The 26,760-nt window shown below is 64.2% G+C and carries 19 protein-coding genes; 13 read left to right on the plus strand and 6 right to left on the minus strand.

The features are described 5' to 3' along the window. The first annotated feature begins 61 nt into the window (after nucleotides 1-61). The 3 genes from NQV17_RS14570 to NQV17_RS14580 are packed head-to-tail and all read left to right on the plus strand — an operon-like array spanning nucleotide 62 to nucleotide 3,219. Entirely contained in the window at nucleotides 62-1,321 is a 1,260-nt protein-coding gene (locus NQV17_RS14570) for an ABC transporter substrate-binding protein (protein ID WP_257772805.1), read from the plus strand. Between the two features lie 54 nt (nucleotides 1,322-1,375). Continuing rightward, a complete protein-coding gene (locus NQV17_RS14575; RefSeq protein WP_257772806.1) occupies nucleotides 1,376-2,341 on the plus strand; it encodes a carbohydrate ABC transporter permease in 966 nt (321 codons plus the stop codon). Between the two features lie 26 nt (nucleotides 2,342-2,367). Beyond that, nucleotides 2,368-3,219, plus strand: a complete 852-nt coding sequence (locus tag NQV17_RS14580) for a carbohydrate ABC transporter permease (RefSeq protein ID WP_039318652.1) — start codon at nucleotides 2,368-2,370, stop codon at nucleotides 3,217-3,219. 336 nt (nucleotides 3,220-3,555) lie between these two features. On the opposite strand, the gene NQV17_RS14585 is transcribed toward NQV17_RS14580, so the two are convergent. The 5 genes from NQV17_RS14585 to glcC form a co-directional block, all read right to left on the minus strand. Beyond that, nucleotides 3,556-4,233, minus strand: coding sequence for a hypothetical protein (locus NQV17_RS14585; RefSeq protein ID WP_257772807.1), 678 nt, complete (start codon nucleotides 4,231-4,233; stop codon nucleotides 3,556-3,558). Nucleotides 4,234-4,487: 254 nt separating this feature from the next. After that, a complete protein-coding gene (locus NQV17_RS14590) occupies nucleotides 4,488-5,162 on the minus strand; it encodes a hypothetical protein (RefSeq protein WP_257772808.1) in 675 nt (224 codons plus the stop codon). Further along, nucleotides 5,146-6,696, minus strand: coding sequence for an N-acetylmuramidase family protein (locus NQV17_RS14595; protein WP_257772809.1), 1,551 nt, complete (start codon nucleotides 6,694-6,696; stop codon nucleotides 5,146-5,148). Before NQV17_RS14595 ends, NQV17_RS14590 begins: the two co-directional genes overlap by 17 nt. 43 nt (nucleotides 6,697-6,739) lie before the next feature. Continuing rightward, complete coding sequence (locus NQV17_RS14600; RefSeq protein ID WP_257772810.1) at nucleotides 6,740-9,547, minus strand: type VI secretion system Vgr family protein; 2,808 nt, start codon at nucleotides 9,545-9,547, stop codon at nucleotides 6,740-6,742. A 585-nt stretch (nucleotides 9,548-10,132) separates the two neighbouring features. Beyond that, the gene (glcC, locus tag NQV17_RS14605) at nucleotides 10,133-10,903 is read right to left on the minus strand and encodes a transcriptional regulator GlcC (RefSeq protein WP_257772811.1); all 771 of its coding nucleotides are present in this window, start codon (nucleotides 10,901-10,903) and stop codon (nucleotides 10,133-10,135) included. 231 nt (nucleotides 10,904-11,134) lie between these two features. Here glcC and glcD point away from each other — a divergent pair, with 231 nt between their 5' ends. From glcD to NQV17_RS14645, 8 genes are all read left to right on the plus strand, one after another. Next, a complete protein-coding gene (gene glcD / locus NQV17_RS14610; protein WP_257772812.1) occupies nucleotides 11,135-12,634 on the plus strand; it encodes a glycolate oxidase subunit GlcD in 1,500 nt (499 codons plus the stop codon). Beyond that, nucleotides 12,634-13,716 (plus strand): glycolate oxidase subunit GlcE, encoded by a 1,083-nt coding sequence (gene glcE, locus NQV17_RS14615; RefSeq protein WP_257772813.1) that lies wholly within the window; start codon nucleotides 12,634-12,636, stop codon nucleotides 13,714-13,716. The genes glcD and glcE overlap by 1 nt, the downstream gene beginning before the upstream one ends. Before the next feature lie 26 nt (nucleotides 13,717-13,742). After that, nucleotides 13,743-14,963 (plus strand): glycolate oxidase subunit GlcF, encoded by a 1,221-nt coding sequence (glcF, locus tag NQV17_RS14620; RefSeq protein ID WP_257772814.1) that lies wholly within the window; start codon nucleotides 13,743-13,745, stop codon nucleotides 14,961-14,963. Between the two features lie 31 nt (nucleotides 14,964-14,994). Continuing rightward, nucleotides 14,995-15,399: a heme-binding protein gene (locus tag NQV17_RS14625; RefSeq protein ID WP_044848880.1), complete on the plus strand. Its 405-nt coding sequence runs from the start codon at nucleotides 14,995-14,997 to the stop codon at nucleotides 15,397-15,399. 44 nt (nucleotides 15,400-15,443) lie between these two features. Continuing rightward, complete coding sequence (locus NQV17_RS14630) at nucleotides 15,444-17,618, plus strand: malate synthase G (protein WP_257772815.1); 2,175 nt, start codon at nucleotides 15,444-15,446, stop codon at nucleotides 17,616-17,618. Between the two features lie 547 nt (nucleotides 17,619-18,165). Further along, nucleotides 18,166-19,728 (plus strand): sensor domain-containing diguanylate cyclase, encoded by a 1,563-nt coding sequence (locus NQV17_RS14635; RefSeq protein WP_257772816.1) that lies wholly within the window; start codon nucleotides 18,166-18,168, stop codon nucleotides 19,726-19,728. A gap of 120 nt (nucleotides 19,729-19,848) precedes the next feature. Beyond that, nucleotides 19,849-21,228 (plus strand): cache domain-containing protein, encoded by a 1,380-nt coding sequence (locus tag NQV17_RS14640; RefSeq protein WP_044848872.1) that lies wholly within the window; start codon nucleotides 19,849-19,851, stop codon nucleotides 21,226-21,228. Between the two features lie 31 nt (nucleotides 21,229-21,259). Further along, nucleotides 21,260-21,904 carry a response regulator transcription factor gene (locus tag NQV17_RS14645; protein ID WP_044848871.1) on the plus strand — a complete coding sequence of 215 codons (645 nt, stop codon included), beginning with the start codon at nucleotides 21,260-21,262 and terminating at the stop codon, nucleotides 21,902-21,904. A 202-nt stretch (nucleotides 21,905-22,106) separates the two neighbouring features. On the opposite strand, the gene NQV17_RS14650 is transcribed toward NQV17_RS14645, so the two are convergent. Further along, a complete protein-coding gene (locus NQV17_RS14650; RefSeq protein WP_044848870.1) occupies nucleotides 22,107-22,703 on the minus strand; it encodes a phospholipid-binding protein MlaC in 597 nt (198 codons plus the stop codon). Between the two features lie 329 nt (nucleotides 22,704-23,032). On the opposite strand from NQV17_RS14650, the gene NQV17_RS14655 reads away from it, so the two are divergent. Both NQV17_RS14655 and NQV17_RS14660 read left to right on the plus strand, forming a co-directional pair. Further along, nucleotides 23,033-25,666 (plus strand): MMPL family transporter, encoded by a 2,634-nt coding sequence (locus NQV17_RS14655; protein ID WP_257772817.1) that lies wholly within the window; start codon nucleotides 23,033-23,035, stop codon nucleotides 25,664-25,666. After that, nucleotides 25,659-26,663: a VacJ family lipoprotein gene (locus NQV17_RS14660; RefSeq protein WP_257772818.1), complete on the plus strand. Its 1,005-nt coding sequence runs from the start codon at nucleotides 25,659-25,661 to the stop codon at nucleotides 26,661-26,663. The genes NQV17_RS14655 and NQV17_RS14660 overlap by 8 nt, the downstream gene beginning before the upstream one ends. Nucleotides 26,664-26,760 lie beyond the last annotated feature (97 nt).

Consider the following 26,760-nt stretch of genomic DNA (forward strand, 5'->3'; position numbering starts at 1 on the left):
ACCGCCCCCGGCGCCGCGATGCGCCGGTCACGCACAACGACAGAAAGGAATGGAGACACCCATGACACATCGCCCCCTTCGCGTCGCCGCCCGGCTTGCGACCGCCGCCGCCATCGCGTTCGCTTCGTTCGGCGCCGCGGCGCCGGCCGACGCGGGCACGCTGACGATCAACATCGCGTTCAAGGGCGCCAGCCAGCGCGCGGTCTGGCAGTCGACGATCGAAGCGTTCCACAAGGCCCATCCCGACATCGACGTGAAGCCCACCTTCGTCGACGAGGAAGCGTACAAGGTGCAGCTCCCGGCGTGGCTCACGACCGTCGCGCCCGACGTCGTGAACTGGCACGCGGGCGAGCGCATGGCGTACTACGCGAAGCGCGGGCTGTTCGAGGACCTGAGCGGCGACTGGAAGAAGAACGGCTGGGACGCGATGTACGCGTCGACGCGCAGCGCATCGTCGTACAACGGCAAGCAGTATGCGGCGCCGACCGTCTATTACTCGTGGGGGCTGTTCTACCGCAAGGACCTGTTCAGCAAGGTCGGCATCGCCGACGAGCCGAAGACCTGGGACCAGTTTCTCGATGCATGCAGGAAGCTGAGGGCGGCCGGCATCACGCCGATCGCGATCGGCGGCCGCGACGCGTGGACGCTCGCGGGCTGGTTCGACTATCTCGACCTGCGCCTGAACGGCAACGCGTTCCACCAGCAGCTGATGGCCGGCGACGTGCCGTACACCGATCCACGCGTGAAGAAGGTCTACACGACGTGGAAATCGCTGATCGACTCGGGCTACTTCATCGACAACGCGCTGTCCTACGATCTCGACGGCGCGCAGCCGTTCCTGTTCCAGGGCAAGGCCGCGATGATGCTGATGGGCACCTTCATCGCCGCCGGCTTTCCGCCAAACGTGAAGCAGGAAATGGGCTATTACCGCTTCCCCGTCATCGACCCGAAGGTGCCGACCGCCGAGGACGGCCCGGTCGAATCGCTGCACATCCCGACCAAGGCGAAGAACAAGGCCGACGCGCATACCTTCCTCGCGTTCGTCGAAACGCCCGAGATGGGCGCGAAGCTCGCCGAAGGGCTCGGTTCGCTGTCGGCCAATGGCAAGTCGCCGGAGCCGGCCGATCCGGTCTCACGCATCGGCTTCCGGATCCTCGCCGACACCCGGGGCGGCGTCGCGCAGTTCTACGACCGCGACATGACGAAGGAAATGGCCGACGAAGGGATGAAGGGGATGCAGCAGTTCGTCGCGAATCCCGCGCAGCTCGACACCGTGCTCGCGCAACTCGAACAGACCCGCAAGCGGATCTACAAGAAGTAACCGCGTGACCCCAGCGGCGGCCGAGCGCCGCCGCGTCCGCCCAGGAGGCTTGCCGTGTCCAGTCCGATCACGTCCAGACCCGTCGCAACGCAGGCTGCCCCGGCCGCACCGGCCGCCGCGCCGCCGGCCCGCAGCTCGCCTGCCGCGCTGCGCGCGCGCCGGCCGTCGCCGGCCGTGCGGCGACAACGGCGCGCCGCGTGGCTCTTTCTCGCGCCCGCGTGCGCAATGGTTGCCGTCTATGTGATCTGGCCGATCCTGTCGACGCTGTGGCTGAGCCTCTGCAACTGGGACGGGATGACCGAGCGCACGTTCGTCGGGCTCGCGAACTACGCGGAGCTGCTGCAAGCGCCGACGTTCTACACCGCGCTGCGCAACAACGTGATCTGGCTCGGGCTGTTCATGCTCGCGCCGCCGCTCGGCCTCGCGCTCGCGCTGTACCTGAACCAGGCAGTCGCCGGCATCCGGCTCGTGAAGTCGCTGTTCTTCGCGCCGTTCGTGCTGTCCGGCGTGGTCGTCGGCCTGATCTTCTCGTGGTTCTACGATCCGACCTTCGGGCTGCTCGCACTGATCGCCGGGCACGGGATCCCGGTGCTCGGCGATGCGCGCTATGCGACCTTCGGCATCGTGTTCGCCGCGCTGTGGCCGCAGACCGCGTACTGCATGATCCTGTACCTGACCGGCCTCACGTCGGTGAACCCGGAGCAGATCGAAGCGGCACGGATGGAAGGCGCGCGCGGCTTCGCGCTGCTGTGGCACGTCGTGCTGCCGCAATTGCGGCCGACCACGTTCATGGCGATCGTCGTCACGGTGATCGGCGCGCTGCGCAGCTTCGACCTGATTTCGGTGATGACGGGCGGCGGCCCGTTCGAGAGCTCGACCGTGCTCGCGTATTACATGTACGACCAGGCGATCAAGTACTACCGGCTCGGCTATTCCGCGTCGATCGCGGTCGTGCTGTTCGCGATCATGCTCGTCTACATCGTGTTCCAGTTGCGCCGCATGTTGCGCAACGAGCAGTGACCTGACCTTCAGGGGATCCGTTCATCATGTTTCCGACACCCGTTGCCCACTGGAAGCCGGTATCGCGCCGGCTGTACAAGCTGTCGCTGCCCGTCGCGCTCGTGATCTGGCTGCTGCCGATGATCGCGGTGTTCGTCACGTCGGTGCGCTCAACCGAGGAGCTGGTCGAAGGTCACTACTGGGGCTGGCCGCGGCACTTCTCGATGATCGAGAACTATCGCGACGCGCTGACCACGTCGCCGATGCTGCATTACTTCTGGAACAGCGTGCAGATCACGGTGCCGTCGGTGCTCGGGTCGATCGCGCTCGCGGCGATGGCCGGATTCGCGCTGGCGACTTACCGGTTTCGCGGGAATGCCGCGCTGTTCGGGACCTTCGTCGCGGGGAATTTCGTGCCGGTGCAGGTGCTGATGATTCCGGTTCGCGACCTGTCGCTCAGGCTCGGGGTGTTCAATACGGTCGAGGCGCTGATTCTCTTTCACGTCGCGTTTCAGACGGGGTTCTGTACGCTGTTTCTGCGGAATTTCATCAAGCAGCTGCCGTTCGAGCTGATCGAGGCGGCGCGGATCGAAGGCGCGGGCGAGTGGACGGTGTTCTGGCGGATCGTGTTGCCGTTGATCCGGCCGGCGCTGGCCGCGCTCGCGATTCTCGTGTTTACGTTCGTGTGGAACGATTACTTCTGGGCGCTGTGTCTCACGCAAGGTGACGAGGCCGCGCCGATTACCGCGGGTGTGGCGGCGCTGAAGGGGCAATGGACGACTTCCTGGAACCTTGTTTCGGCCGGGTCGATTCTCGCTGCGTTGCCGTCGGTCGCGATGTTCTTCGCGATGCAGAAGCATTTCGTCGCGGGGCTCACGTTTGGGGCGACGAAAGGTTGAGCCGACGCTGAGCGCTGATCGCGGCTGTCTGCTCGCGGATTCGCATCTCCCCCTCTTCATCGAGAGGATTGCCCGCTTCGGCGGGCTTTTTTTATTTTTTCGAGGTTGGATGGATGTCGCTTGACGCCGCGATGCAAACTTTCGCCATAGACCAAATTCAACGATCACAATGTGCAAGCCTACCGCGTCGGATAAGCGCTCAACCACAACGCCCTAAGCCATCGGTTGCAATCCACGACCTTGTAACTGGCCCCCAGATCAACCGCAAGACTATGTTTCGAATCCGCCTACTGTGCACCACACAAGACGTTCAATAAACGGCCTTCTGCGTCGATTTCATTGCGCTCCCCGGGGAAAGGGATCAACCAAATCCTTTGAGCGCAACCAGCCAAACGTGATACGACCATCAAACTTCGGCCCTGTATTGACGTAGCGGACATATGAGAACTCACCACGCACTTTTAGAACAACGACGGCATCGCCACTTATGAGGTAAGAATTTTTGACTATAAATTTGCCGCCTTTTATATCATGCAAGTTGGATTTTTTCGCGACCAAACGAATACCTAATGCCGGAATTTCACTTGAAGTGAAAAATTCCTTCGCCGAAATATCCGGCGGGTCAGCAGAGAAGATGCCTTGCGCGCTGCTACAACCAGCCTGTGGACTCACTGTTCTAAGAGCCCATCCGTCATATTTTTTGTATAAATAGCCATCGATGTCGTAATCTTTGTTCCGGCCCTCAAAATCGAGATATCTATCTCCACTAAGAAAAGTACTGATCCTAAAGGTAGAGCAATCCGCTTTGTCAGGATATTTTTTATCAAACGCACCATAAAATAAAAAATAGCAAGATCCAGTTTCACCAATTCTTGAACAAACGCCGGTTACATGACTGGAACTAACAAACACAATCAAGTATGGCTGCTGAAATAGAACAACACTTCCAGCAAATACCGAGCCAGACATTGTCAACGCCGCCGCAAACAACAGCCTCTTACCCAAAAGATCCATAAAATTTCACAATATTATCCTGACCAGTTGAGACTTTATAGAACGGTTTCCTGATTCGCCCAGGTTTTCCGGGTCAAAGCCCGAGCGATTTTTCCGGTATTTTGATCAACCTGATACATCGCAGCGGTATTTTCGGCCCCACTCGACCCGACAATGCCGCTCGCGCCCTAGTGCGCAAAATCGCGACCACCCCATTTATCAAGCAGCATCGGTCAACGCAGAACCTGATGCCTCGATAAATAATTATTAATATATTATTTCCGAGGAAACGGATTCACCAAATCCCTTGTACGCACCCACCCAAAAGTAACGCGCCCCTCGAACTTCGGCCCAGCACCTACGTAACGAATGTATGAAAAATCACCTTGATTTTTCATTACAATCACACCATCTCCCTCTACAAGATAGGATTTTCGCGCCACAAATTTTCCGTCGCGATTGTCATAAAAAGCCGCTTTACCCTTCACAATACGAATTCCGATGGCCGGGACCTCTCGAATTACATGATAAGTGACCGATCTAAAATCTTTTGGCCCAAACGCGAATACTCCTGTTGCATTTTCACACCCAGCCTGACCAACCTCAGTCTGTATAACCCACTCACTGTCGCGTCGATACAAAATCCCTTTGATGTCGAATACTTTATTCCTATTCTGAAACTCCGGGGACAACTCACCCAAAACGAAAGTAAGTAACGGTGTATCAACATAACCCTCAACACTCACACTACTTGACCTATCACCGCCCTCTACAAACAAGAAGCTGCAAGAAAATTTTTCATTCTCCGAATCATAAAAACCCGATATAGCCCTCCCATCGCGAAATCCGATTAAACTTGGATCATTGAACAGAATCGCCTCGCCAGCAAAGGACAAACGCGAAATCGACGCAACAAATAAAAACACAATGAATTTACTTGAACTGCTCATAGAATTTTTTGAGATTTTCAGCGTAGTGAGGATTCTTCGTGCGCCAGTGCCTACCATTGTATGAAGTCGCAACCTGCTCCCATTTGCGCTCTCTCAATCCGTCAACACCAGCACGCTTCTCTTTTTTCATAAATGCAATAAATATTTCCATCTGCCCATCCGTTCCAGATATGAATTTATTGGCAAATTCCGCCGGCGTCGAACACCCACACGATGAATAGTATTCCCCCAGAATTTGAAAACCTCCCCAAGAGCATGATTGTATGGCGATATCAAAATCAAGAGCCGCAGCACGAACCAGCTTTTCATATTGATTCAAGCCGCCTCCGCCATATTGATCTCCGGTTGGGAAGCAGAGATCGGGAAATTTTGGATAAGGATTTTCGGGGAAATCTTTTCTTTTGGACGAATGCACGTTCTTCTTGGCAGCGCCAGTCGCTTTTGCGCTCTTCGATTCTGCCGCTTCCTTTTCCGCCCCCCTTTCCCTCTCCTCTGCCTCCTTGTCGCGCTTCTTTACGGATAGATCAAAGAAGTGCCGTCGTTCATACAGTATGGGAGGGAGTCCATTTTCCAGAAATGGATGGCCTTGAGATTCCTGTTGAACCAGCGCCTTAATGGCGGCGACTTCTACGTTAAGTTCGCTAGCCATGCGCTGATACTGCACATCCGAAAAAAACTCTGGCTTGGGGTAACTCAGCCTCGAACCAAAAATGCTGAATGCTACGGTGCGCGGCTCACCAGTGTTCACCACCTTATAGTGGTGCTCAATTGTAATCTTGGTTTTCTTCTTGTGCGTTTTTTGATCGACAGTGACTTCCTTGTTCTTCTTGGGAAAATATTTTTTTACCCGGCCTTGCTCGGTGACTTTTTGCGTCCATGCAATGTATTGGCCAAATTCCTTGACCAATCTCTCGATCGTCATAACTTCGCCCTCTTTCACAACCGGAAGATTTAGATTCTGCTCAAACTCGTCCTTTGGGGTGGGTTGTGTAGTGGACTCCAAGTGATATTCGGGACTGACGATGGTGAACGCGCTGATATCCTTCTTGGGGACAATTTGGGCTTTCCAGGCAAACTCCCCACGACGATTCTTGACGAACACATCTATCGGTTGATTGCGCGCCGCATTCGTGATCGTCACCGCAAAGCCATCCTTGTCGGTGGTCGCCTCCGTCTTGTTGTCCAAAATGGGCGACGAGCGCGGAGCGGTCGGTTCGGCTTTGCTATTCGGTGGCGTTTTTGCAGGCGCCGCCGCCGAGCTGGATACCGCTTCAGGTAAGGCCGCGGCACCGGAAGCGGGTGTCGCAGCTGACGCATTGCTCTGTGTTGGCGAATGCTCTTGGATGATCGTTGGATCGGGGCCGGTTTCCCACGCGGGGGCCGGCGGTGCGTTTTTGCCAGACGTCAACTGGACGGCCAGGCCTTCGATAGGCTTTTTCAACACGTCGCGAAAAAGCACGGTTACCACCACGAATGCAGCTGGTTGAGCCTTATCCTTCGTTGCCGGTGCGTCGGCGGATTGTGCGTTCGACACTTGCTCTCCCTATCGATTTCGCGGATATCAGAAGTTGAATCGGTCAAGTTTCCTGCTGCTCATCGACCGGGTCTTCGCTCGCGTCGTCGACTGCTTCGTCATGGTCGTAAGCATCTTCAATCGCTAGCCAGTCGCCGCCACCGATCTCACACTTCACGTTCATTGGTGTAGGTGTGTGAACGGCTGCCGTTTCGCCGTCGAGTAGCCCGCCCTGCTGCTGAAGTGTTCCGTCCGGCAAATAAATGCGATATGTCTGTGCTTGCAGCGCTTCCCCGACACCAAGATTCGCGATGACCGAAGATACGTCGAAAGTCTGCGTATATTCATGGGTCAGGTTTTGCTGCAACGTGCTGACAGGAAGCGGCGGGATGGAATAGCGCATACTGCTCGGCCCACTAAACGCATGCTGCGCTCCCTTGAACTCGACGGTCCCGGGTGCATGCCCGCGGATATTGCCGCCTTCAAGGGTGATTGATGCGCCGCCCGCGGTGAGCACCAGCTTTCCACCCGCTGCGATCTCGATGTCGCCTTGTGCCAGCAGTTTGAGGACTGCTTTAGCGATCACCTCGACATTCGCGTCATGCGACTGGATCTGCACGGGTCCCTTGGTGAACAGCCTGATCGCCGTCTGCGAGAACATCCCGATGGCTTTGGCGGCATTTACGATAAATGCTCCTGCTGATCCGATATGCGTGTTCAGGCCGCTGACCACATTGATATGGCGATCTGCCGTCATGTGCAGCGAGTCTTGCGTAGACGTGCCGATGCCGAACGGGCTAGCGAGTAGCAGAATCGCCTTCTTGAACGCGTTCGCACTGCCAGTCCCGCCCCCTGCAGTACGACCGCCGCCGGCTTCCAGCGTTTCCGGCTGCTGGGTGGCGTCCGTGAACTGCTTGAGCGAAGCATGGCTCTCTTTCAAGCTGTCCGCGTGGTGCTGCACGCCGACGTTCGACAGCGCCTCAACGAGGCTTTCGGCACTAATCAATTGACCCAGCGCTTCCTTGACGTCAAGCTGATCATCGTTGTGCGCCTTCGCGTGCGTTCCGATATATGCACCACGATTCGCCCGCATACCGAGATAATCATCCGTATGCAGCAAAGCCCCTTTTCCGAGGTATCGGCCCCGCGCGTTGTTATTGCCCGCATGGTCAATCAGAACCCCTTGGTGGTACAGGCTGTAGCTGTTCCCGACCCTGCCCGTGTAGGTGGTCAGTCGTGTAGCCCCTTGATGTGTCGCATCGTCGTGTACGAACGCGTTGTAAGCACCACTCTTACCGAAGCCATTCGACATGAGGCCCGAGAGGAGCACGTTGGTATGCCATTGTGGGGGTGTCGTTTGGGATGGCAGGCGCCCGAGCACATACGGCCGGTCACAATCACCCTGGAAGTAGTCGACGAGGACCCATTCGTCTTTGCGCGGCACATGAACGCCACCATAGCCATATCCGGTGTCGGCCTGCATCACCAGCAGTGGCGGTGACGTTTGCGTCCGGTTCGTTCCGTCGCGCTCGTCCCACGGGTAGATCACGTAAATGCGATTGCGCTCGTCGGCCCATGCTTCCTCATTATCCGGGCCATTCACGAGCGCGTGCTCGGCATACATCAGCGGCTTTCCATGCTCGAATGGACTGCGATACTCGATGTTGGTCCGCTGCGCTTCTACTTTGACCAAGTAGATGCCGCCCAGGCCATCGATGGGATTGGCTCGCGAGCTAAACTGCGTGCCATAGTCCTGGCGCAAGTCGGACAATGCGCTCTGCAAACTCAGTGGATAGGTCGCAGCGTGATTAGATAGCGGCACATTGTTCTCAATGAGCCACTCAACCTCGACGACCATGAACTCCCGAAGGTTCGAATCGAACGTCATATGCCGCGTGTGATGCTCGAGCGTGAAACGCGATCCGGCGTCGAGCCATCGCACACCGCCGAGACCAATGTATCGCCGGGCGGCGGAAGTCCAAGCCTGGGTTCTATTGGATGCACGTCGTCGCCCCTCGTCCGAGTTCGGGTAGGCATACGACAGGGCTTCACGAATAATCATGGGCGCATACGGAACGCTGCGCCTCACGTGCTGACGTCGCTCTTCGGTCACATAGGTGCTTGCGCTGTCACCCAAGTCACTGCGCACCGAATAATTCTGTTGCGGATTCTTGTAATTGAAGGAGGTTGTCGCGTAGGCAAGACTTTGTGCAGTCTGAGTCACCGCCCATTGCGTGAAGCCATCTACCTCGTCGCTAATTGCACCGTTGAAAAATTCGATCGGTTTCGCATCAGGCAAGGCAGAAAGCCGATCGACTATGACGAGTGTTGACACGCGTGGATCGTCTTCATACTGGACTGGCGCATGCTCGAAATAAAAGTACCATCCTTCGTCTTCGAGAATTCTATGGAAAAAGTTCAGATCTGTTTCGCTCTGCCGCGTGTACGATCGCGCACGTGGCTCGTCCCACAGGACGAAACGTACTCGCCCGGCAAGTTGCGGGTAGGCTCCCAGCAACTCAGAGAGAATTTCCCGTGCGCTTTTATTGAACCAATGATCGTTCTTGCTCGCCTTGCCGAGAAAGAAAAGCGCCGACTCGAACTCAATCTGGTAGACGGTCAGATTTCCGTCTTGCCCGAGCGTGTGGAATTTGTGAACGAAACCGTGAATCGGGCGATAGACTGATTCAACAAATGGCTTGGAGGTTTGCTGAATAAACAGCGTGACAGGCTGATGCTCGAGTTCCAGGTTATCGATATCGTCACGTAACGAAACGACGTCGACCACCCAGCGATAGCCTCGCCCGACTCTGGACCATCCCTTTGCGCGCACTGGAATGAGCGTTTGCGCCCGCAGCGGGGAGCGGAACATGAGCAGTCGCTCGTGCTGCATCAAGCCCCGATGTATCGACTCGTAAAGCGTAGCCGCCCGCAATCTTGCGGGATCGACGGGTGGAAAAACCATTTCCTTTCCTTGTCTCTCAGGTTCAACCGCCAAGGAAGCGACGCGGGTGACGGTCGGCCATTGCGACGATGAGTCGCTCGCTCGATTCTATTCAGGATTGAGCAGAACTATATATGTGACCAAGTACTTGAAAATGGTTTATCTCTGAAAATGGAGATCCCCGTGCGCTCAACTCATAATCTCAAATATTTTCGAAAGATTAGCGCAACAACCCCGTTTCCGGGCCGGGAGTATCTCAAATTAGCAGCCGTTCCCTTCCTGCACGGAAATTGGATGGCAACCGTTAAATTTCACAGAATGTGGCAAAACGATATATATGCCACGCTTTCTGCTAACGCACATTGGCAGCCATCGTCGCACCGATGATCGTACCGGCACCGGCTGGCGTGCCGCGCACCGGATACATCACATTAAGATGTAATAGTCGATCAAACCGCATCGTCAATGCACTTCGTTTGATTGACGTCATCGTACGAACGCGCCGGTGCTTTCTCAAGTCCACCCTTCGAGCCGCAACGTCGAGCGCACGAGCCGCTGCTCCTCCTCTTCGATCTCGCGCAGATACTCGACGCACTGCCGGATATGCTCGCTCGCCGCCTTGCGGGCCTGGTCGGGCAACCGCCCCGTCACCGCGTTGTAGAGCCGCGCGTGCTGGCGGTCGATCTGCTTCTTCAGCGGCTCGCGATGATAGAGGTTGTTCACCGACGCGAACACGGAGCTGAGCAGCAGGTCGGTCAGCGACTGCAGCGTGTTGACCAGCACCGGATTGTGCGACGCCTCGCAGATCGCGAGATGGAACGCATGGTCGAGCTTCGCGCGCGCGGCCGAATCGAGATCCTGCGCATCGGCCGCCGTCATCTCCTCGTAGCGGCGCTTGATCAGGATGAAGTCGGCGGGTGTGCCGCGCAGCGCGGCGAGCCGCGCGGCTTCGGTCTCGAGCATGCCGCGCACCTCGAACAGGTCGTACAGCGTGCGCGGCTGCGAGCCGAGCAGATGCATCATCGGCGAGACTTCGCGCTGCGGGGTCAGGCTCGCGACGAACGAGCCCTTGCCGTGCGTCGTGTCGATGATCCCGCGCGCGCGCAGCAGCTTCATCCCTTCGCGCACGGCCGTGCGCGACACGCCGAGCTTCTCGGTCAGCCGCCGCTCGGACGGCAGCGCCTGCCCGGCCTTCAACACGCCGTCGACGATCAGCTGCTCGATCCGCTCGGCGACGACATCGGCGACATTGCGCGCCGGCGCTTGTCGATTCTGGATTTCCATACTGGTATGACCACTTCGGACGGACCTCGCCGATTTTCGCACAAACCCTTGTGCTGATTGCGTTTTACGTCAGATCCAGCCGCCCCTCAAAGGCACTCTAACAAAAACTGGTATGACCACATCAACGGCATCTGGACACGCCCCCGCCGCCCGCCAAGAATGCCGTCCATCGGCGTGCCGCGCGTCCCGCGGCCGCCTGCACGATGAAGATGGTGGAGACGGAGACACACGATGAGTTTCACCTACGACGAACGGATCGACGGCCCGTTGGCGACCGTCGACCGCGACACGCTCGTCGCCGCGCTCAGCGCGGCGGCGCCCGGCCTCGACGTGCTGCACGAGCGCGAGGCGCTGAAGCCGTTCGAATGCGACGGCCTCGCCGCGTACCGCACGGTGCCGCTCGCGGTCGTGCTGCCCGACACGGTCGAGCAGGTGCGCGCGGTGCTGCGCGTCGCGGCCGCGCACGGCGTGCCGGTCGTCGCGCGCGGCGCGGGCACCGGGCTGTCGGGCGGCGCGATGCCGCTCGAAAAAGGCATCCTGCTCGTGATGTCGAAGTTCAACCGGATCGTGGAAATCGACGCCGACGCCGGCATCGCGCGCGTGCAGCCGGGCGTGCGCAACCTCGCGATCTCGCAGGCCGCGGCACCCTACGGCCTCTACTACGCGCCCGATCCGTCGTCGCAGATCGCCTGCTCGATCGGCGGCAACGTCGCCGAAAACGCGGGCGGCGTGCACTGCCTCAAATACGGGCTGACGGTGCACAACATCCTGAAGGTCGAGATCCTGACGATCGACGGCGACACGCTGACGCTCGGCGCCGACGCGCTCGATGCCCCCGGCTTCGACCTGCTCGCGCTGTTTACCGGCTCCGAGGGGATGCTCGGCATCGTCACCGAGGTGACGGTGAAGCTGCTGCCGAAACCGTCGAGCGTGAAGGTGCTGATGGCGAGCTTCGACGACGTCGCCGAAGCCGGCGCGGCGGTCGCGCGGATCATCGGCGCGGGCGTGATCCCCGGCGGGCTCGAGATGATGGACAACCTCGCGATCCGCGCGGCCGAGGACTTCATCCACGCCGGCTACCCGGTCGACGCGCAGGCGATCCTGCTGTGCGAACTCGACGGCGCCGCGACCGATGTCGACGAAGACGCCGAACGCGTGGCCGCGCTGCTGCGCGACGCCGGCGCGTCGGAGATCCGCGTCGCGCGCGATGAAGCGGAGCGGCAACGCTTCTGGGCCGGCCGCAAGAACGCGTTCCCGGCGGTCGGCCGCATGTCGCCCGACTACTACTGCATGGACGGCACGATCCCGCGCCGCGAGCTGCCGCGCGTGCTCGAAGGAATCGCCGCGCTGTCCGCGCAATACGCGCTGCCGGTCGCGAACGTGTTCCATGCGGGCGACGGCAACATGCATCCGCTGATCCTGTTCGACGCGAACCGTCCCGGCGAGCTCGACCGCGCGGAAGCGCTCGGCGGCAAGATCCTCGAACTGTGCGTCGCGGCAGGCGGCAGCATCACCGGCGAACACGGCGTCGGGCGCGAGAAGATCAACCAGATGTGCGTGCAGTTCAACGCCGACGAAATCACGTTCTTCCATGCGGTGAAGGCCGCGTTCGATCCGCAGCGCCTGCTCAACCCCGGCAAGAACATCCCGACGCTGCACCGCTGCGCCGAGTTCGGCGCGATGCACGTCCATCACGGCAAGCTGCCGTTTCCCGAACTGGAGCGCTTCTGATGCGACACGAACGAGAAATCGAATCGATCGACGACAGCGCGGCGCTCGTCGCGCAGGTCGACGCCGCGATCCGCGCGGGCCAGCCGCTGCACATCCGCGGCGCGGGCACGAAGGCGTTCGTCGGCCGCGCGGTCGAAGGCCGCACGCTCGACGTGCGCACGCACCGCGGCATCGTCGCGTACGACCCGACCGAACTCGTCATCACCGCACGCGCGGGCACGCCGCTCGCCGAACTGGAAGCGATGCTCGACGCGGCCGGCCAGATGCTGCCGTGCGAGCCGCCCACGTTCGGCGGCACGGCAACGGTCGGCGGCATGTTCGCGGCGGCGCTGTCGGGGCCGCGCCGCCCGTGGGCCGGCGCGGTGCGCGACTTCGTGCTCGGCTGTCGCGTGATCACCGGCCATGCGAAACACCTGCGCTTCGGCGGCGAGGTGATGAAGAACGTGGCGGGCTACGACGTGTCGCGGCTGCTCGCGGGCAGCTTCGGCTGCCTCGGCGTCGTGACGGAGGTATCGCTGAAGGTGCTGCCGAAGCCGCGCGCGACCGGCGATCTCGCGTTGGCGCTCGGTGCCGGCGAAGCGGTGCAGCGCGTCGCGGCATGGCGTCGCGCGGGGCTGCCGCTCGCGGGTGCGTGCCACGCGGACGGCGTGCTGCGCGTGCGGCTCGAAGGCGGCGAGGGCTCGGTGAAGGCCGCGCGCGACACGATCGGCGGCGAGCGGATGGACGATCGCGACGACGGGTTCTGGGCGCGGCTGCGCGACCTGTCGCTGCCGTTCTTCGACGATCCGCGCCCGCTGTGGCGCGTATCGGTGCCGGCGGCCGCGCCGCTCGATGCGCTGCCCGGCGCGCTGCTCGTCGACTGGGGCGGCGCGCAGCGCTGGCTGAAAAGCGACGCCGCGCCGGCCGACGTGCAGCACTTCGCCGCGCAGTGGGGCGGCCACGCGAGCTGCTTCACGCCCGGCACGACGCCCGAGCCGTTCCAGCCGCTGCCGCCCGCGCTGCTGCGCGTGCATCGGCAACTGAAGGCGCAGCTCGATCCGCATGCGATCTTCAATCCCGGCCGCCTGTACGCGAACGTCTGACGCCAACCCGACTTCGAACCGCCGATATGCAAACCAATCTCAGCGAAGCCAGCAAGGCCCTCGACCGGGCCGACGAAGCGGAAGCGATCCTGCGCGCGTGCGTGCACTGCGGCTTCTGCAATGCGACCTGCCCGACCTATCAAGTGCTCGGCAACGAGCTCGACGGGCCGCGCGGACGCATCTACCTGATCAAGCAGATGCTCGAAGGCGAGCCGTGCGGCGAGCGCACGCAGCAGCATCTCGACCGCTGCCTGACGTGCCGCAACTGCGAGACGACCTGCCCGTCCGGCGTGCGCTATCACACGCTGCTCGACATCGGCCGCACGGAAGCCGAGAAGCGCGCGCGGCGGCCTGCGCGCGAGCGCCTGCTGCGCGCGGGCCTGCGTCACGTGGTGCCGCGGCCGGCAACCTTCGCCGCGCTGCTGAAGGCCGGCCGCGCGCTGCGCCCGCTGCTGCCCGGCACGCTGCAGGACAAGATTCCGGCCGCCGTGCCCGCCGCCATGCCGCGCCCGCCGGTACGCCATGCGCGGCGCGTGCTGATGCTGGAAGGCTGCGTGCAACCTTCGCTGTCGCCGAACACGAACGCGGCCGCCGCGCGCGTGCTCGACCGGCTCGGCATCAGCGTGACGCCCGCGCGCGAAGCCGGCTGCTGCGGCGCGACCGAATATCACCTGAACGCGCAGGATGCCGGGCTCGCGCGCGCACGCCGCAACATCGACGCGTGGTGGCCCGCGATCGAAGCAGGCGCGGAGGCGATCGTGCTGACGGCGAGCGGCTGCGGCGCGTTCGTGAAGGAATACGGCGACCTGCTGCGCTCCGACCCCGTCTATGCGGACAAGGCGCGGCGCGTCAGCGCACTCGCGCGCGACCTCGCGGAAGTGATCGCGGCCGAGCCGCTCGACGCGCTGGCCGAATCGATGCGACGCCGCGTCGCGGTCCACTGCCCGTGCACGCTGCAGCACGCGCAGCGGCTCGGCGGCGCGGTGGAAAGCATCCTGACGCGGCTCGGCTTCGATCTGACGAATGTCGCCGACGGCCATCTCTGCTGCGGCTCGGCCGGCACCTATGCGCTGACGCAGCCCGAACTCGCGGCCAGGCTGCGCGACAACAAGCTCGACGCGCTCGAAGCCGCGCGGCCGGACCTGATTGTCACGGCCAACATCGGCTGCCAGACTCACCTGAACGGCGCGGGCCGCACGCGCGTGCGCCACTGGATCGAGCTCGTCGACGACCGACGGATCGACTGATTCCACCGACCGCTGATTCCGGAGGAACATGATGCAAACCAAACCCGAACTCCAGCTCGCCGACGCCGAACGCATGCTCGCGGCCGCCCGCGTGGAAGCCGCACGGCACGGCTGGGCCGTATCGATCGCCATCGTCGACGACGGCGGCCACCTGCTCGCGTTCGCGCGCCTGGACGGCGCGTCGCCGGCCAGCGCCGTCATCGCGCAGGACAAGGCGCGTGCGGCGGCGCTCGGCCGGCGCGAGACGAAAGCGTATGAGGATATGATCAACGGTGGCCGCACCGCGTTTCTCAGCGTGCCGCTGACGGGCTTGCTCGAAGGCGGCGTGCCGGTAGCGTTCGACGGCCGGATTGCGGGCGCGATCGGCGTGTCTGGCGTAAAGTCCGAGCAGGACGCGCTGATCGCCCGCGCCGGCGTACAAAGCGTCGCGACATGAGTCAGCCAAGCCGCGCGCGAATTTTTTCCCCGGGAGGAATCACGATGATCGACCAAGCAGGACTGCAAGTCGCGCCAGCGCTGAGCCAGTTCATTGAAAACGAAGCACTGCCGGGCACCGGTATCGACAAGGCCGCGTTCTGGAGCGGTTTCTCGGCCCTCGTGCACGACCTCGCGCCGCGCAACCGCGAGCTGCTCGCGGAACGCGACCGCCTGCAGCAGGAACTCGACACGTGGCATCGCGCGCACCCCGGCCCGGTGCGCGACCATGCCGCATTTCGCGCATTCCTCGAACAGATCGGCTACCTCGTGCCGGTCCCGTCGAACGTCGCGGCAGCCACCGCGAACGTCGACAGCGAGATCGCGACGCAGGCCGGCCCGCAGCTCGTCGTGCCGCTGTCGAACGCGCGCTATGCGCTGAACGCCGCGAACGCACGCTGGGGCAGCCTGTACGACGCGCTGTACGGCACCGATGCGCTGCCCGAGGACGGCGGCGCCGAGCGCACCACGGCGTACAACCCGACGCGCGGCCAGCGCGTGATCGACTACGCGCGCGGCGTGCTCGACAACGCGGCGCCGCTCGCAAGCGGCTCGCACCGCGACGCGCTGCGCTATCGCGTGGAAGACGGCCAGCTCGCCGTCGAAACCGGCAAGGGCGTCGTGCACCTCGCGCAGCCGGCGCAGTTCGTCGGCTACCAGGGCGCGGCCGGCGCGCCGTCCGCGATCCTGCTGAAGCACAACGGCCTGCACCTCGAGATCCAGATCGACGCGTCGACCCCCATCGGCCGCGCCGATCTCGCGAACGTGAAGGACGTCGTGCTCGAAGCCGCGGTCAGCACGATCATCGACTGCGAGGATTCGGTCGCGGCGGTCGACGCCGACGACAAGGTCCAGCTCTACCGCAACTGGCTCGGCCTGATGCAGGGCACGCTGGTCGAGGAGGTCGCGAAGGGCGGCAAGACCTTCACGCGCCGCCTGAACGCCGATCGCGAGTACACTACGCCGGCCGGCGGCACGCTGGTGCTGCACGGCCGCTCGCTGCTGTTCGTGCGCAACGTCGGTCACCTGATGACCAACGGCGCGGTGCTGGACCGCGACGGCAACGAGATTCCGGAAGGCATCCTCGACGGTGTCGTCACGACGCTGTGCGCGCTGCACGACCTGAAGGCCAAGCGCAACTCGCGCACCGGCTCGATCTACATCGTGAAGCCGAAGATGCACGGCCCGGTCGAAGTCGCGTTCGCCGACACGCTGTTCGCGCGCATCGAGGATCTGTACGGCCTGCCGCGCAACACGCTGAAGATGGGCATCATGGACGAGGAGCGCCGCACCAGCGTGAACCTCGCCGCCTGTATCGCGGCGGCGGCCGCGCGCGTCGCGTTCATCAACACCGGCTTCCTCGACCGCACCGGCGACGAGATGCACACCGCGATGGAAGCGGGCCCGATGATCCGCAAGGGCGACATGAAGTCGTCGGCGTGGATCCAGGCGTACGAGCGCAACAACGTGCTCGCGGGCCTGTCGGCCGGCCTGCGCGGCCGCGCGCAGATCGGCAAGGGCATGTGGGCGATGCCGGACCTGATGCACGCGATGCTCGAGCAGAAGATCGCGCATCCGCGCGCCGGCGCGAACACCGCGTGGGTGCCGTCGCCGACCGCCGCGACGCTGCACGCGCTGCACTACCATCTCGTCGACGTGCAGGCCATCCAGCAGGAACTCGAGAAGACGCCGTACGCAAGCGAGCGCGACACGCTGCTCGAAGGGCTGCTGACCGTGCCGGTCGTCGAGCGCGCCGCGTGGAGCGAGAGCGAAATCCTGAGCGAGGTCGAGAACAACGCGCAGGGCATTCTCGGCTACGTCGTTCGCTGGGTCGAACAGGGTGTCGGCTGCTCGAAGGTGCCGGACATCCACGACGTCGGCCTGATGGAAGACCGCGCGACGCTGCGCATCTCCAGCCAGCACATCGCGAACTGGCTGCGCCACGGCGTGATCACCGAGGCCTTCGTGCTCGACGTGTTCAAGCGGATGGCGCGCGTCGTCGACCAGCAGAACGCCGGCGACCCGAACTATCGCCCGATGGCGCCCGGCTACGACCAGTCGACCGCGTTCAAGGCCGCATGCGCACTGGCGCTGCAGGGCACGTCGCAGCCGAGCGGTTATACCGAGCCGCTGCTGCATCGGTTCCGACTCGCGTACAAGGCGCAACAGCACGGCGCGTAAGCCTTCGCATGCGGGCTTTCCCGCATGCGGTTTTCACGAAGCGGGCAGCCATTACGGCTGCCCGTTTTCAAATGCGAATTCATGCAAACGCTGAAAACGGATAATCGATCCGTAGCGCGCGACTTCAGATTCCGGGTGCGCCTGCCCTTAAAGCAGGTAAATCGGCGACGGCGGAATGCGCGCCGCCCCCTCCTGGCGCACAGCCTTGCGCTGCAACGTTCCGCACGCGATTGGCAAGTCTTTGCCAGGACGATAATTTGATCCGGATCAACGGTCCGCAACATTTTCCGCGTGCACGAATGCGCGCGTTATACTCGGACCAATCCGCGCCGCCCGATTCGTCGGATCGTCGAATCGCGGCAATTCTTGCCGGTGAGCAGGTGATTCCGCGGTTTATCCGGCCGCCATCACCGATCATCGGCACCGTGTTCCAGGTCGGTCGGGCGGAATGCGCACCGGGGGGTGCATTCCGGATCATCGCCGGCAAATCATACGAACAATCGCATCGGCCCGCCGCCCGGCGACGATGCCCATCGATCCACGGACCATGGCAGAAACCAACTACGCAATGCCCAGCGAATCCGGCCTGACAAGCCGCGTCGCCGCCCAATTGCGCCGGTTCCTGCTGACGCACCTGATCTTCTATTCAGGGCTGCTGATCGCACTGATCCTGTTGTTGCTGTGCGGCGTCCTGCTGTACGAAGGCCGGATCGACGCACGCGATCGCGCGCGCACCACCCAGCAGAACATCGCGCTGATGGCGTCGTGGGACATCGAGCGCAACATCGAGTTCTATGCGCTGTCGCTGCAGGCGGTCGTCGAAGGCGAGAACGATCCCGCGGTCCTCGCGCTGCCGATGCCGCTGCGCCGCCAGGTGCTGTTCGATCGCGCGACGACGGCCAAGTATCTCGGCGGCATCTACGTGCTCGACTCGAACGGCGACATCGCGGTCGACGGCAAGAGCGACGTGCCGCGCAAGGCCAACTTCGGCAACGAATCGTACTTCACGGTGCACCGCGACAACCCGGACGTCGGCCTGTACGTCAGCGACCCGTACCACTCGCGATTGCGCGGCGGCTCGCCGAGCATCGCGCTCAGCCGGCGAATCACGCGGCCCGACGGGTCGTTCGGCGGCGTCGCCGTGATGTCGATCCGGCTCGAATATTTCCAGGACCTGTTCTCGCGCCTCTCGCTCGGCGATCGCGGGTCGATGGCGCTGATCAATACGAAGGGCCTGATGCTCGCGCGCCAGCCTTACGATCCGGCGATCGTCGGCCGCAACATCAGCAAGGCCAGCACGTTCCGCCGGTTCATGACCGCCAACGAAGGGAGCTTCGCCGATACCGCGTCGATCGACGGCGTGCGGCGCCTGTACGTATTCCGGCACCTCGACCACCTGCCGCTGATCATCATGGTCGCGCGCTCGGAGGCGGACACCTACGCCGCGTGGTACGACCGCGCGATCCCGATCGGCTCGGCGATGGCCTTGCTCGCGCTCGGCTTCGTCGGCCTGTCGATGCTGCTCGACATCCAGCTGCGCAAGCGTCACCGCGCGGAAACCGAGCTGGAAGCGCTCGCGCGCACCGACGGCCTCACGGGCCTCGACAACCGCCGGATGCTCGACGTCACGCTCGCGCGCGAATGGCGCCGCGCGGCGCGCTCGCAGCACGCGCTGTCGCTGCTGTTCGTCGACGTCGATCACTTCAAGCGCTACAACGACACGCAAGGCCACCAGGCGGGCGACGACGCGCTCGCCGCGGTCGGCCGCTGCATCGCCGGATGCCTGCGCCGCCCGGCCGACTATGCAGCGCGCTACGGCGGCGAGGAGTTCGTCGTGGTGCTGCCGGACGTCGACACGCCCGGCGCCGTGGCGATCGCCGAGTCGATCCGCACCGGCATCCTCGATCTCGGCATCCTGCACGACACGGACGCGTCCGACCGCCTGACCGCGAGCATCGGCGTGACGACCTGCTATCCGGAGCGCGACGACAGCATCCAGGCCGCACTGAAGCTCGCCGACGACGCGCTGTACCGCGCGAAGGAAGGCGGGCGCAACCAGGTCGTCGTGCAGACGGCCCCGTCCGCCGAGCGCTCGCTGCGGCGCGCCTGAGCCACGGCTGGCCGCCCGGCCGCCGCAACGCCGGCCGCGGGCGAAATCGCCGACAATGTCGGCTCGCCCCGCCGCCGCGCGACACGCGCGCCCGCCGGCCCGCGCCCGCTTCACACCACCATGAGACTCAAGGCAAAGATTTTCCTTCTGGCCATCGTGCCGTTCCTGCTCGCGATCGCCGGCATCGGCTTCGGCGTGCGCCAGCAGGCGACGTCGCTCGCGCGCACGCAGCATGCGACGATCCAGGCCGCCTACCTGTCGAGCAAGGAAGTCGAGCTGAAGCATTACGTCGAGCTCGCGACGAGCGCGATCATGCCGCTGTACGATGCGAGCGGCCGCAATGCGCGCGACGACGGACTGCTGCGCACGCAGGCGCTCGCGATGCTGCAGAAGATGGATTTCGGCCCCGACGGCTATTTCTTCGTGTACGACCTGCACGGCAATGCGCTGATGCATCCGCGCGAGCCCGAGCGCGTCGGCCACAACTACTGGTCGATGCGCGACCCGCAGGGTGCGCTGACGATCCAGCAGCTGATCGGCGCCGCGTCGCACGGCGGCGGCTACGTGCGCTACACGTGGCAGCGGCCGTCGACGGGCAAGCCCGCGCCGAAGCTCGGCTACGTCGTCGCGCTCGAACGCTGGGGCTGGATGGTCGGCACCGGCATCTATCTCGACGACGTCGACACCGCGCTGCAGCGCATCGACGCGCGCGCGTCCGCGAACATCGAGCGCACGATGAGCTGGCTCACCGCGATCGCGCTGACCGGCGCGGCGGCGATCGCCGTCTGTGCGCTGGTGCTGAACGTCAGCGAGTCGCGCAGCGCCGACGCGAAGCTCAAGCAGCTCGCGCAGCGCGTCGTCGAATCGCAGGAGCAGGAGCGCGAGCGACTGTCGCGCGAGCTGCATGACGGGATCAGCCAGATGATGGTGTCCGCGAAGCTGATGCTCGAATCCGCGCTCGCGCGCTTCGAGCGCGGCACCGCGCGCATGCCCGAGGCCGAGCAGGCGCTCGCGTCGGGCGTCGGGCGGCTCGGCGACACGCTGCGCGAAGTGCGGCGCATCTCGCACGCGTTGCGCCCGGCGATGCTCGACGATCTCGGCCTCGCCGCCGCGCTCGAACAGCTCGTGCGCGAGCTCGGCGCGGAAAGCGGCATCGACATCGGCTATACGCAGGTCGCGCACAGCGGCGCGCGACCGCTGCCCGCGCCGGTCAACACGGCGCTGTTCCGGATCGCGCAGGAGGCGCTCAGCAACATCGTGCATCATGCGCAGGCGTCGCGCGCGGCCGTCACGCTCGACGTCGGAGCGCATGCCGTCACGCTGACCATCGCCGACAACGGCTGCGGCTTCGACGCCGAGCGTACGCAGACCGACGCGCGCCGCGGCATCGGGCTGCGCAACATGCGCGAGCGGCTCGACGCGCTCGGCGGCATGCTGACGATCACGTCGCAGGTCGGCCATACCGTCGTGGCCGCGCGCGTGCCGCTGCGCGCCGCCTGAACACGATCCCCATCACCGGAGACCCTTGCCCATGAGCGCCCCCGACACCGCCCGGCCCGCTGCCCGACTGCTGCTGGTCGACGATCATCCGCTGGTGCGCGACGGCCTGCGGATGCGGCTCGAGGCGGCCGACCTGTCGGTGGTCGGCGAAGCCGGCAACGCGGACGAGGCGCTTGCACTCGCCGCGTCGCTCGAGCCCGATCTCGCGCTGATGGACGTCGGCATGAACGGGATGAACGGCATCACGCTCGCGGGCGTGTTCCACGAGCGCTTTCCGGGGATTCGCGTGCTCATGCTGTCGATGCACGACAACATCGAATACGTGACGCAGGCCGTGCGCGCCGGCGCGAGCGGCTACCTGCTGAAGGATTCGCCCGCGAGCGAGATCGTGCGCGCGATCGGCTCGGTGCTGGCCGGGCAGACGTTCTTCAGCGAAGGGCTCGCCGCGCGGATGATCCAGGCAAGCGCGACCGCGTCGCCGCTCGACCGGTTGACGCCGCGCGAGCGCGACATCCTCGATGCGCTGGCCGAGGGGCTGTCGAGCAAGCAGATCGCGCAGCAGACGGGGCTGTCGGTCCGCACGGTGGAAACGCACCGGCTCAACCTGAAGCGCAAGCTCGAGATCGAAGGGCAGGCGGAGCTGATCAAGTTCGCGGTCGAGCATCGGCGGCGGTAGGGCGGCGACGTGCGGCGCCGCAAAGGCACTGTGCGCCTCGGTCACATTGATTAGCCCTACGGTGCTGTTTTTTCTCGCTTCGCATGTGATTCGCCGAGTCGGCATCGCGCAGTGGCAATCGCCGCTCAACCGCTCGACTGACCACGAACGAAAAAGGCGCCCGAAGGCGCCTTTCACTCATCCAGACTGCGCGCAGCGACGCTCAATTCGTCCGCGAATTGTGCTTCTGCAGATACGCGATCAGGCCGTCGATCCCGCCCGACGCGAGCTGGCTCTTGAACTGGCCCTGGTAGACCTGGATCAGCCACGCACCCGACATGTCGATGTCGTAGATCTTCCAGTCGCTGCCGACCTTGCCGAGCCGGTAGCCGACCGACTGGCTGTCGCCCGGCGTCGTGACCGTCGACTGCACCAGCGCATCGGCACCCGACGCGCCGCCGGCCTTGAACGAGAACTTCGCGTCCTGGTTGCCGAGCTGCGCGAGCGACGCGGCATAGGTGCGCGTCATCAGCAGCTTGAACTGCTTGTACAACTCCTGCTGCTGTTGCGGCGTCGCCTGCTTCCAGGCATCGCCGACCGCGATGCGGGTCGTGCGCTCGAAGTTCGTCGCGGGCAGGAAGCGCTGCTCGACGACTTGCGTGACTTTCGCCATGTCGCCGCCGCGCGCACCCGGATCGGCCTTCATCGCGTTGACGGTGCCTTCGACCGCATTGCGGACGATGTCGACCGGCGCGCTCTGCGCGAAAGCGGAAACCGACACGGCGGCCGCCGCGACGAAAGCAAACAGATGACGTTTCATACGGATATTCGCACTCGGTGAAAAAAACGGACGGCGGATTGCGTCGATCGCATCGGCCGGTGGGTCGAAGTATAGCGGCCCGGCGGCCCGCCTGCCGCGCGGTGACCGACTGTTACCTTTCAGCCCCTTTTGTCACAGGGTGCCGGCCGCAGCGCGATCGGCGCCGATTATGTCAATTTCCGTCGCCCATTCGTCCGACCATTCGCAACGATTCCCTCCCGGCGAAGCAAATATCCTTCCCGCCCCTTTACGCACCAACGTGGCGACCGACGCCACGTGGCGCCGGTATACTCTTTGCCTTGTCCTTGCCAGCCCCTCCCCACCGCCACATGGTGACTTCTCTCATCGTCCGACTCGTCGCATTGTCGGTACGCCGCCCCGTCTGGGTCGTCGTGCTGTCGCTCGTCATCGCCGTCTTCAGCGGCGTCTACGTCGCGCAGCACTTCAAGATCAACACGGACATCAGCAAGCTCGTCGACGCGGAACCGCAGTGGGCCGCGCTCGGCCAGGCCGTCGACAAGGCCTTCCCGCAACGCAACGGCACGATCCTCGCGGTGGTCGAGGCACCGGCCCCCGAATTCGCGACGGCCGCCGCGCACGCGCTCACCGAAGCCCTGCGCAAGCAGGCCGACGCCGGCCGCATCGGCCAGGTCGCCGAACCCGGCGGCGGCCCGTTCTTCGAGCACAACGGGCTGCTGTTCCTGTCGCCGCAGGAAGTGTCGAATACGACGTCGCAGCTCGCAAGCGCGCGGCCGCTCGTCAACGAACTCGCGAAGAACCCGAGCCTGACCGGGCTCGCGACCACGCTGTCCACCACGCTCGGCCAGCCGCTCCTGACCGGCCAGGTGAAGCTGCCCGCGATGGCGAAGCTGCTCGCGCGCAGCGCCGCGACGGTCGACGACGTGCTGGCCGGCAGGCCCGCCGCGTTCTCGTGGCGCGGGCTGGTCGACAGCGATGCCGCACGCCAGCCGGCACGCGCGTTCGTCACGGTGCAGCCGGTCGTCGACTATGGCGCGCTGAAGGCCGGTGCCGAAACGACCCGGGTGATCCGCGACACGGCGAATGCGCTCGGTCTCGAGCAACGCTACGGCGCGGTCGTGCGCCTGACCGGCGAACAGCCGCTCGCCGACGACGAATTCGCGTCGGTGCAAGACGGCGCCGCGCTCAACGGCGTGCTCACGCTGCTGGCGGTGCTCGTGATCCTGTGGCTCGCGCTGCGCTCGAAGCGGATGATCGGCTCGGTGCTCGTCACGCTGTTCGTCGGCCTCGTCGTGACGGCCGCGCTCGGCCTCGCGATGGTCGGTTCGCTGAACATGATCTCGGTCGCGTTCATGGTGCTGTTCGTCGGCCTCGGCGTCGACTTCTCGATCCAGTACGGCGTGAAGTACCGCGAGGAACGCTTCCGCGATCCGCGCATCGATCACGCGCTGATCGGCGCCGCGCACTCGATGGGCATGCCGCTCGCGCTCGCCACCGCGGCGGTTGCGGCGAGCTTCTTCTCGTTCATCCCCACGGCCTATCGCGGCGTGTCCGAGCTCGGCCTGATCGCGGGCGTCGGGATGTTCGTCGCGCTGCTGACCACGCTCACGCTGCTGCCCGCGCTGCTGCGCCTGTTCGCGCCGCCGGGCGAATCGAAGACGCCGGGCTTTCCGTGGCTCGCCCCCGTCGACGACTTCCTCGATCGCCATCGCAAGCCGATCCTGATCGGCACGCTCGCGGTCGTGATCGGCGCGCTGCCGCTGCTCGCGTTCCTGCACTTCGATTTCAACCCGCTGCACCTGAAGGATCCGAACAGCGAATCGATGGCGACGCTGCTCGCGCTGAAGGATTCGCCCGAAGCGGCCGTCAACGACGTCACGCTGCTCGCGCCGTCGCTCGCCGAGGCCGACGCGGCCGCGAAGCGCCTCGACGCGCTGCCGGAAGTCGGCCGCACGACGACGCTCACGACCTTCGTGCCGGCCGACCAGCCGGCCAAGCGCGCGGCGATCGCCGCGGCCGCGAGCGAGCTGCTGCCCGCGCTGACGCAGCCGGCCGCGCCGGCCGCGACCGATGCGCAGCGCGTCGCCGCGCTCAAGCGCGTGTCCGATTTGCTGAGCTACGCGGCGGAAGATCACCCGGGCCCGGGTGCCGCCGCCGCGCAGCATCTGTCGGCGTCGCTCGCGAAGCTGGCCGCCGCCGACAGCGCGGCGCGCGACCGCGCCGAACGCGCGTTCTCCGACACGCTGCGCATCGCGCTCAACCAGCTCGCGGCGCTGCTGCAGCCGCAGGACATCACGCGCGAATCGCTGCCGCCGCAGATCGTGCGCGACTGGGTCGCGCCGGACGGCCACGCGCTCGTGCAGATTTCGCCGAAGGTGCCGAAGGGCGTCGATCCGAACGACGACACGATGCTGCGCCGCTTCGCGAAGACGGTGAAGGCGGCGGAACCCGGCGCGACCGGCGGGCCGATCTCGATCCTGCATTCGGCCGACACGATCATCAACGCGTTCCTGCACGCGGCGCTGTGGTCGATCCTCTCGATCACGATCCTGCTGTGGATCACGCTGCGCCGCTTCGGCGACGTGCTGCGCACGCTGGTGCCGCTGCTCGTGTCGGGGCTCGTCACGCTCGAGATGTGCGTCGTGCTCGGCATGTCGCTGAACTTCGCGAACATCATCGCGCTGCCGCTGATGCTCGGCGTCGGCGTCGCGTTCAAGGTGTACTTCGTGATGGCGTGGCGCGCGGGCCAGACGGGCCTGCTGCATTCGAGCCTCACGCACGCGGTGCTGTTCAGCGCCGCGACGACCGCAACCGCCTTCGGCAGCCTGTGGCTGTCGCATCATCCGGGCACGTCGAGCATGGGCAAGCTGCTCGCGCTGGCGTTGACCTGCACCCTGATCGGCGCCGTGGTGTTTCAGCCCGTCCTGATGGGCAAACCGCGCGTCAAACGCGCCAAGAACCAATTGCAAGGAAACAATGAATAAGGTGCGAATCATTGCGGCGACCGTCGCTGCCAGCGCAGTGCTGAGCGGCTGTGCGACGGGCCCGAACCGCAACCCCAACGACCCGCTCGAGCCGATGAACCGGGCGATGTACAAGTTCAACGACACGGTCGACACGAACATCGCCGTGCCGATCGCGAAGGGTTACCAGAAGATCACGCCGACGCCCGTGCGTACCGCGATCAGCAACTTCTTCTCGAACCTCGGCGATCTCGGCAACATGGCGAACAACCTGTTGCAGCTGCGCATCACCGATGCGACGCAGGACCTGATGCGCGTGGCGATGAACTCGGTGTTCGGCGTCGCCGGCCTGATCGACATCGCGACGCCGGCCGGGCTGCCGAAGCATCACCAGGATTTCGGGCTGACGATGGCGCGCTGGGGCATGCCGTCCGGCCCGTACCTCGTGCTGCCCGTGTTCGGGCCCAGCACGATCCGCGACGGCGTCGGCCGCGCGGTGGACGTCCGCTTCAACCTGCTCAACTACATCGAGCCGGCCGTGCGCAATCCGATGTACATCGCGCAGTTCATCAGCGCGCGTTCGGACCTGCTCGGCGCGACCGATCTGCTGAAGCAGGCGGCACTCGATCCGTACTCGTTCGTCCGCGATGCGTATCTGCAGCAGCGCAAGTCGCTGACGTATCACGGCCAGTCGGCGTCGGCCGCGCCGCCGAACTACACGGAGCCGGGTGAAGCGGGAGCGGTGCCGGCGGCCACGCCGGCCGTGCCGGGCTTGCCGAACTACGAGGATCCGGGCGAGTCAGGCGGCGCGCCGAACAACGCGCCGGCGGCGCCGGGCTTGCCGCAGTACGACGATCCGGGTGCGGACGGCGCGATGCCCGCGAGCGCGCCTGCCGCGGCCTCGGCCGCTGCGCCCGTGACGGCGCCGAGCAGGGCGACGACGGCACCGGCCTCCAACGGCGCGCCGATCGCGCCAGCGATGCCGACCCTGCCCGCGAGCGCACCGGCCGCGCAGTAACGCGGCACGGAACCCGCCGACAAGCCGAAGCGCGCTGCATCACGCAGCGCGCTTTTTTTGTGCGTCAGGAAAACGGGAACGGAAGGGGGAGAGGAGA

The sequence above is a fragment of the Burkholderia sp. SCN-KJ genome (assembly GCF_024656005.1).
GTDB lineage: Bacteria > Pseudomonadota > Gammaproteobacteria > Burkholderiales > Burkholderiaceae > Burkholderia.

Bases quoted from the DNA above. Each gene is read 5' to 3' on its own strand.
- NQV17_RS14660 (WP_257772818.1), top strand. From the start codon at position 25,659: ATGAATAAGGTGCGAATCATTGCGGCGACCGTCGCTGCCAGCGCAGTG.
- glcE (WP_257772813.1), top strand. From the start codon at position 12,634: ATGCGACACGAACGAGAAATCGAATCGATCGACGACAGCGCGGCGCTC.
- glcD (WP_257772812.1), top strand. From the start codon at position 11,135: ATGAGTTTCACCTACGACGAACGGATCGACGGCCCGTTGGCGACCGTC.
- NQV17_RS14590 (WP_257772808.1), bottom strand. From the start codon at position 5,162: ATGAGCAGTTCAAGTAAATTCATTGTGTTTTTATTTGTTGCGTCGATT.
- glcF (WP_257772814.1), top strand. From the start codon at position 13,743: ATGCAAACCAATCTCAGCGAAGCCAGCAAGGCCCTCGACCGGGCCGAC.
- NQV17_RS14645 (WP_044848871.1), top strand. From the start codon at position 21,260: ATGAGCGCCCCCGACACCGCCCGGCCCGCTGCCCGACTGCTGCTGGTC.
- NQV17_RS14600 (WP_257772810.1), bottom strand. From the start codon at position 9,547: ATGTTCCGCTCCCCGCTGCGGGCGCAAACGCTCATTCCAGTGCGCGCA.
- NQV17_RS14580 (WP_039318652.1), top strand. From the start codon at position 2,368: ATGTTTCCGACACCCGTTGCCCACTGGAAGCCGGTATCGCGCCGGCTG.
- NQV17_RS14635 (WP_257772816.1), top strand. From the start codon at position 18,166: ATGGCAGAAACCAACTACGCAATGCCCAGCGAATCCGGCCTGACAAGC.
- NQV17_RS14630 (WP_257772815.1), top strand. From the start codon at position 15,444: ATGATCGACCAAGCAGGACTGCAAGTCGCGCCAGCGCTGAGCCAGTTC.
- NQV17_RS14625 (WP_044848880.1), top strand. From the start codon at position 14,995: ATGCAAACCAAACCCGAACTCCAGCTCGCCGACGCCGAACGCATGCTC.
- NQV17_RS14585 (WP_257772807.1), bottom strand. From the start codon at position 4,233: ATGGATCTTTTGGGTAAGAGGCTGTTGTTTGCGGCGGCGTTGACAATG.
- NQV17_RS14570 (WP_257772805.1), top strand. From the start codon at position 62: ATGACACATCGCCCCCTTCGCGTCGCCGCCCGGCTTGCGACCGCCGCC.
- NQV17_RS14640 (WP_044848872.1), top strand. From the start codon at position 19,849: ATGAGACTCAAGGCAAAGATTTTCCTTCTGGCCATCGTGCCGTTCCTG.
- NQV17_RS14650 (WP_044848870.1), bottom strand. From the start codon at position 22,703: ATGAAACGTCATCTGTTTGCTTTCGTCGCGGCGGCCGCCGTGTCGGTT.
- NQV17_RS14655 (WP_257772817.1), top strand. From the start codon at position 23,033: ATGGTGACTTCTCTCATCGTCCGACTCGTCGCATTGTCGGTACGCCGC.
- glcC (WP_257772811.1), bottom strand. From the start codon at position 10,903: ATGGAAATCCAGAATCGACAAGCGCCGGCGCGCAATGTCGCCGATGTC.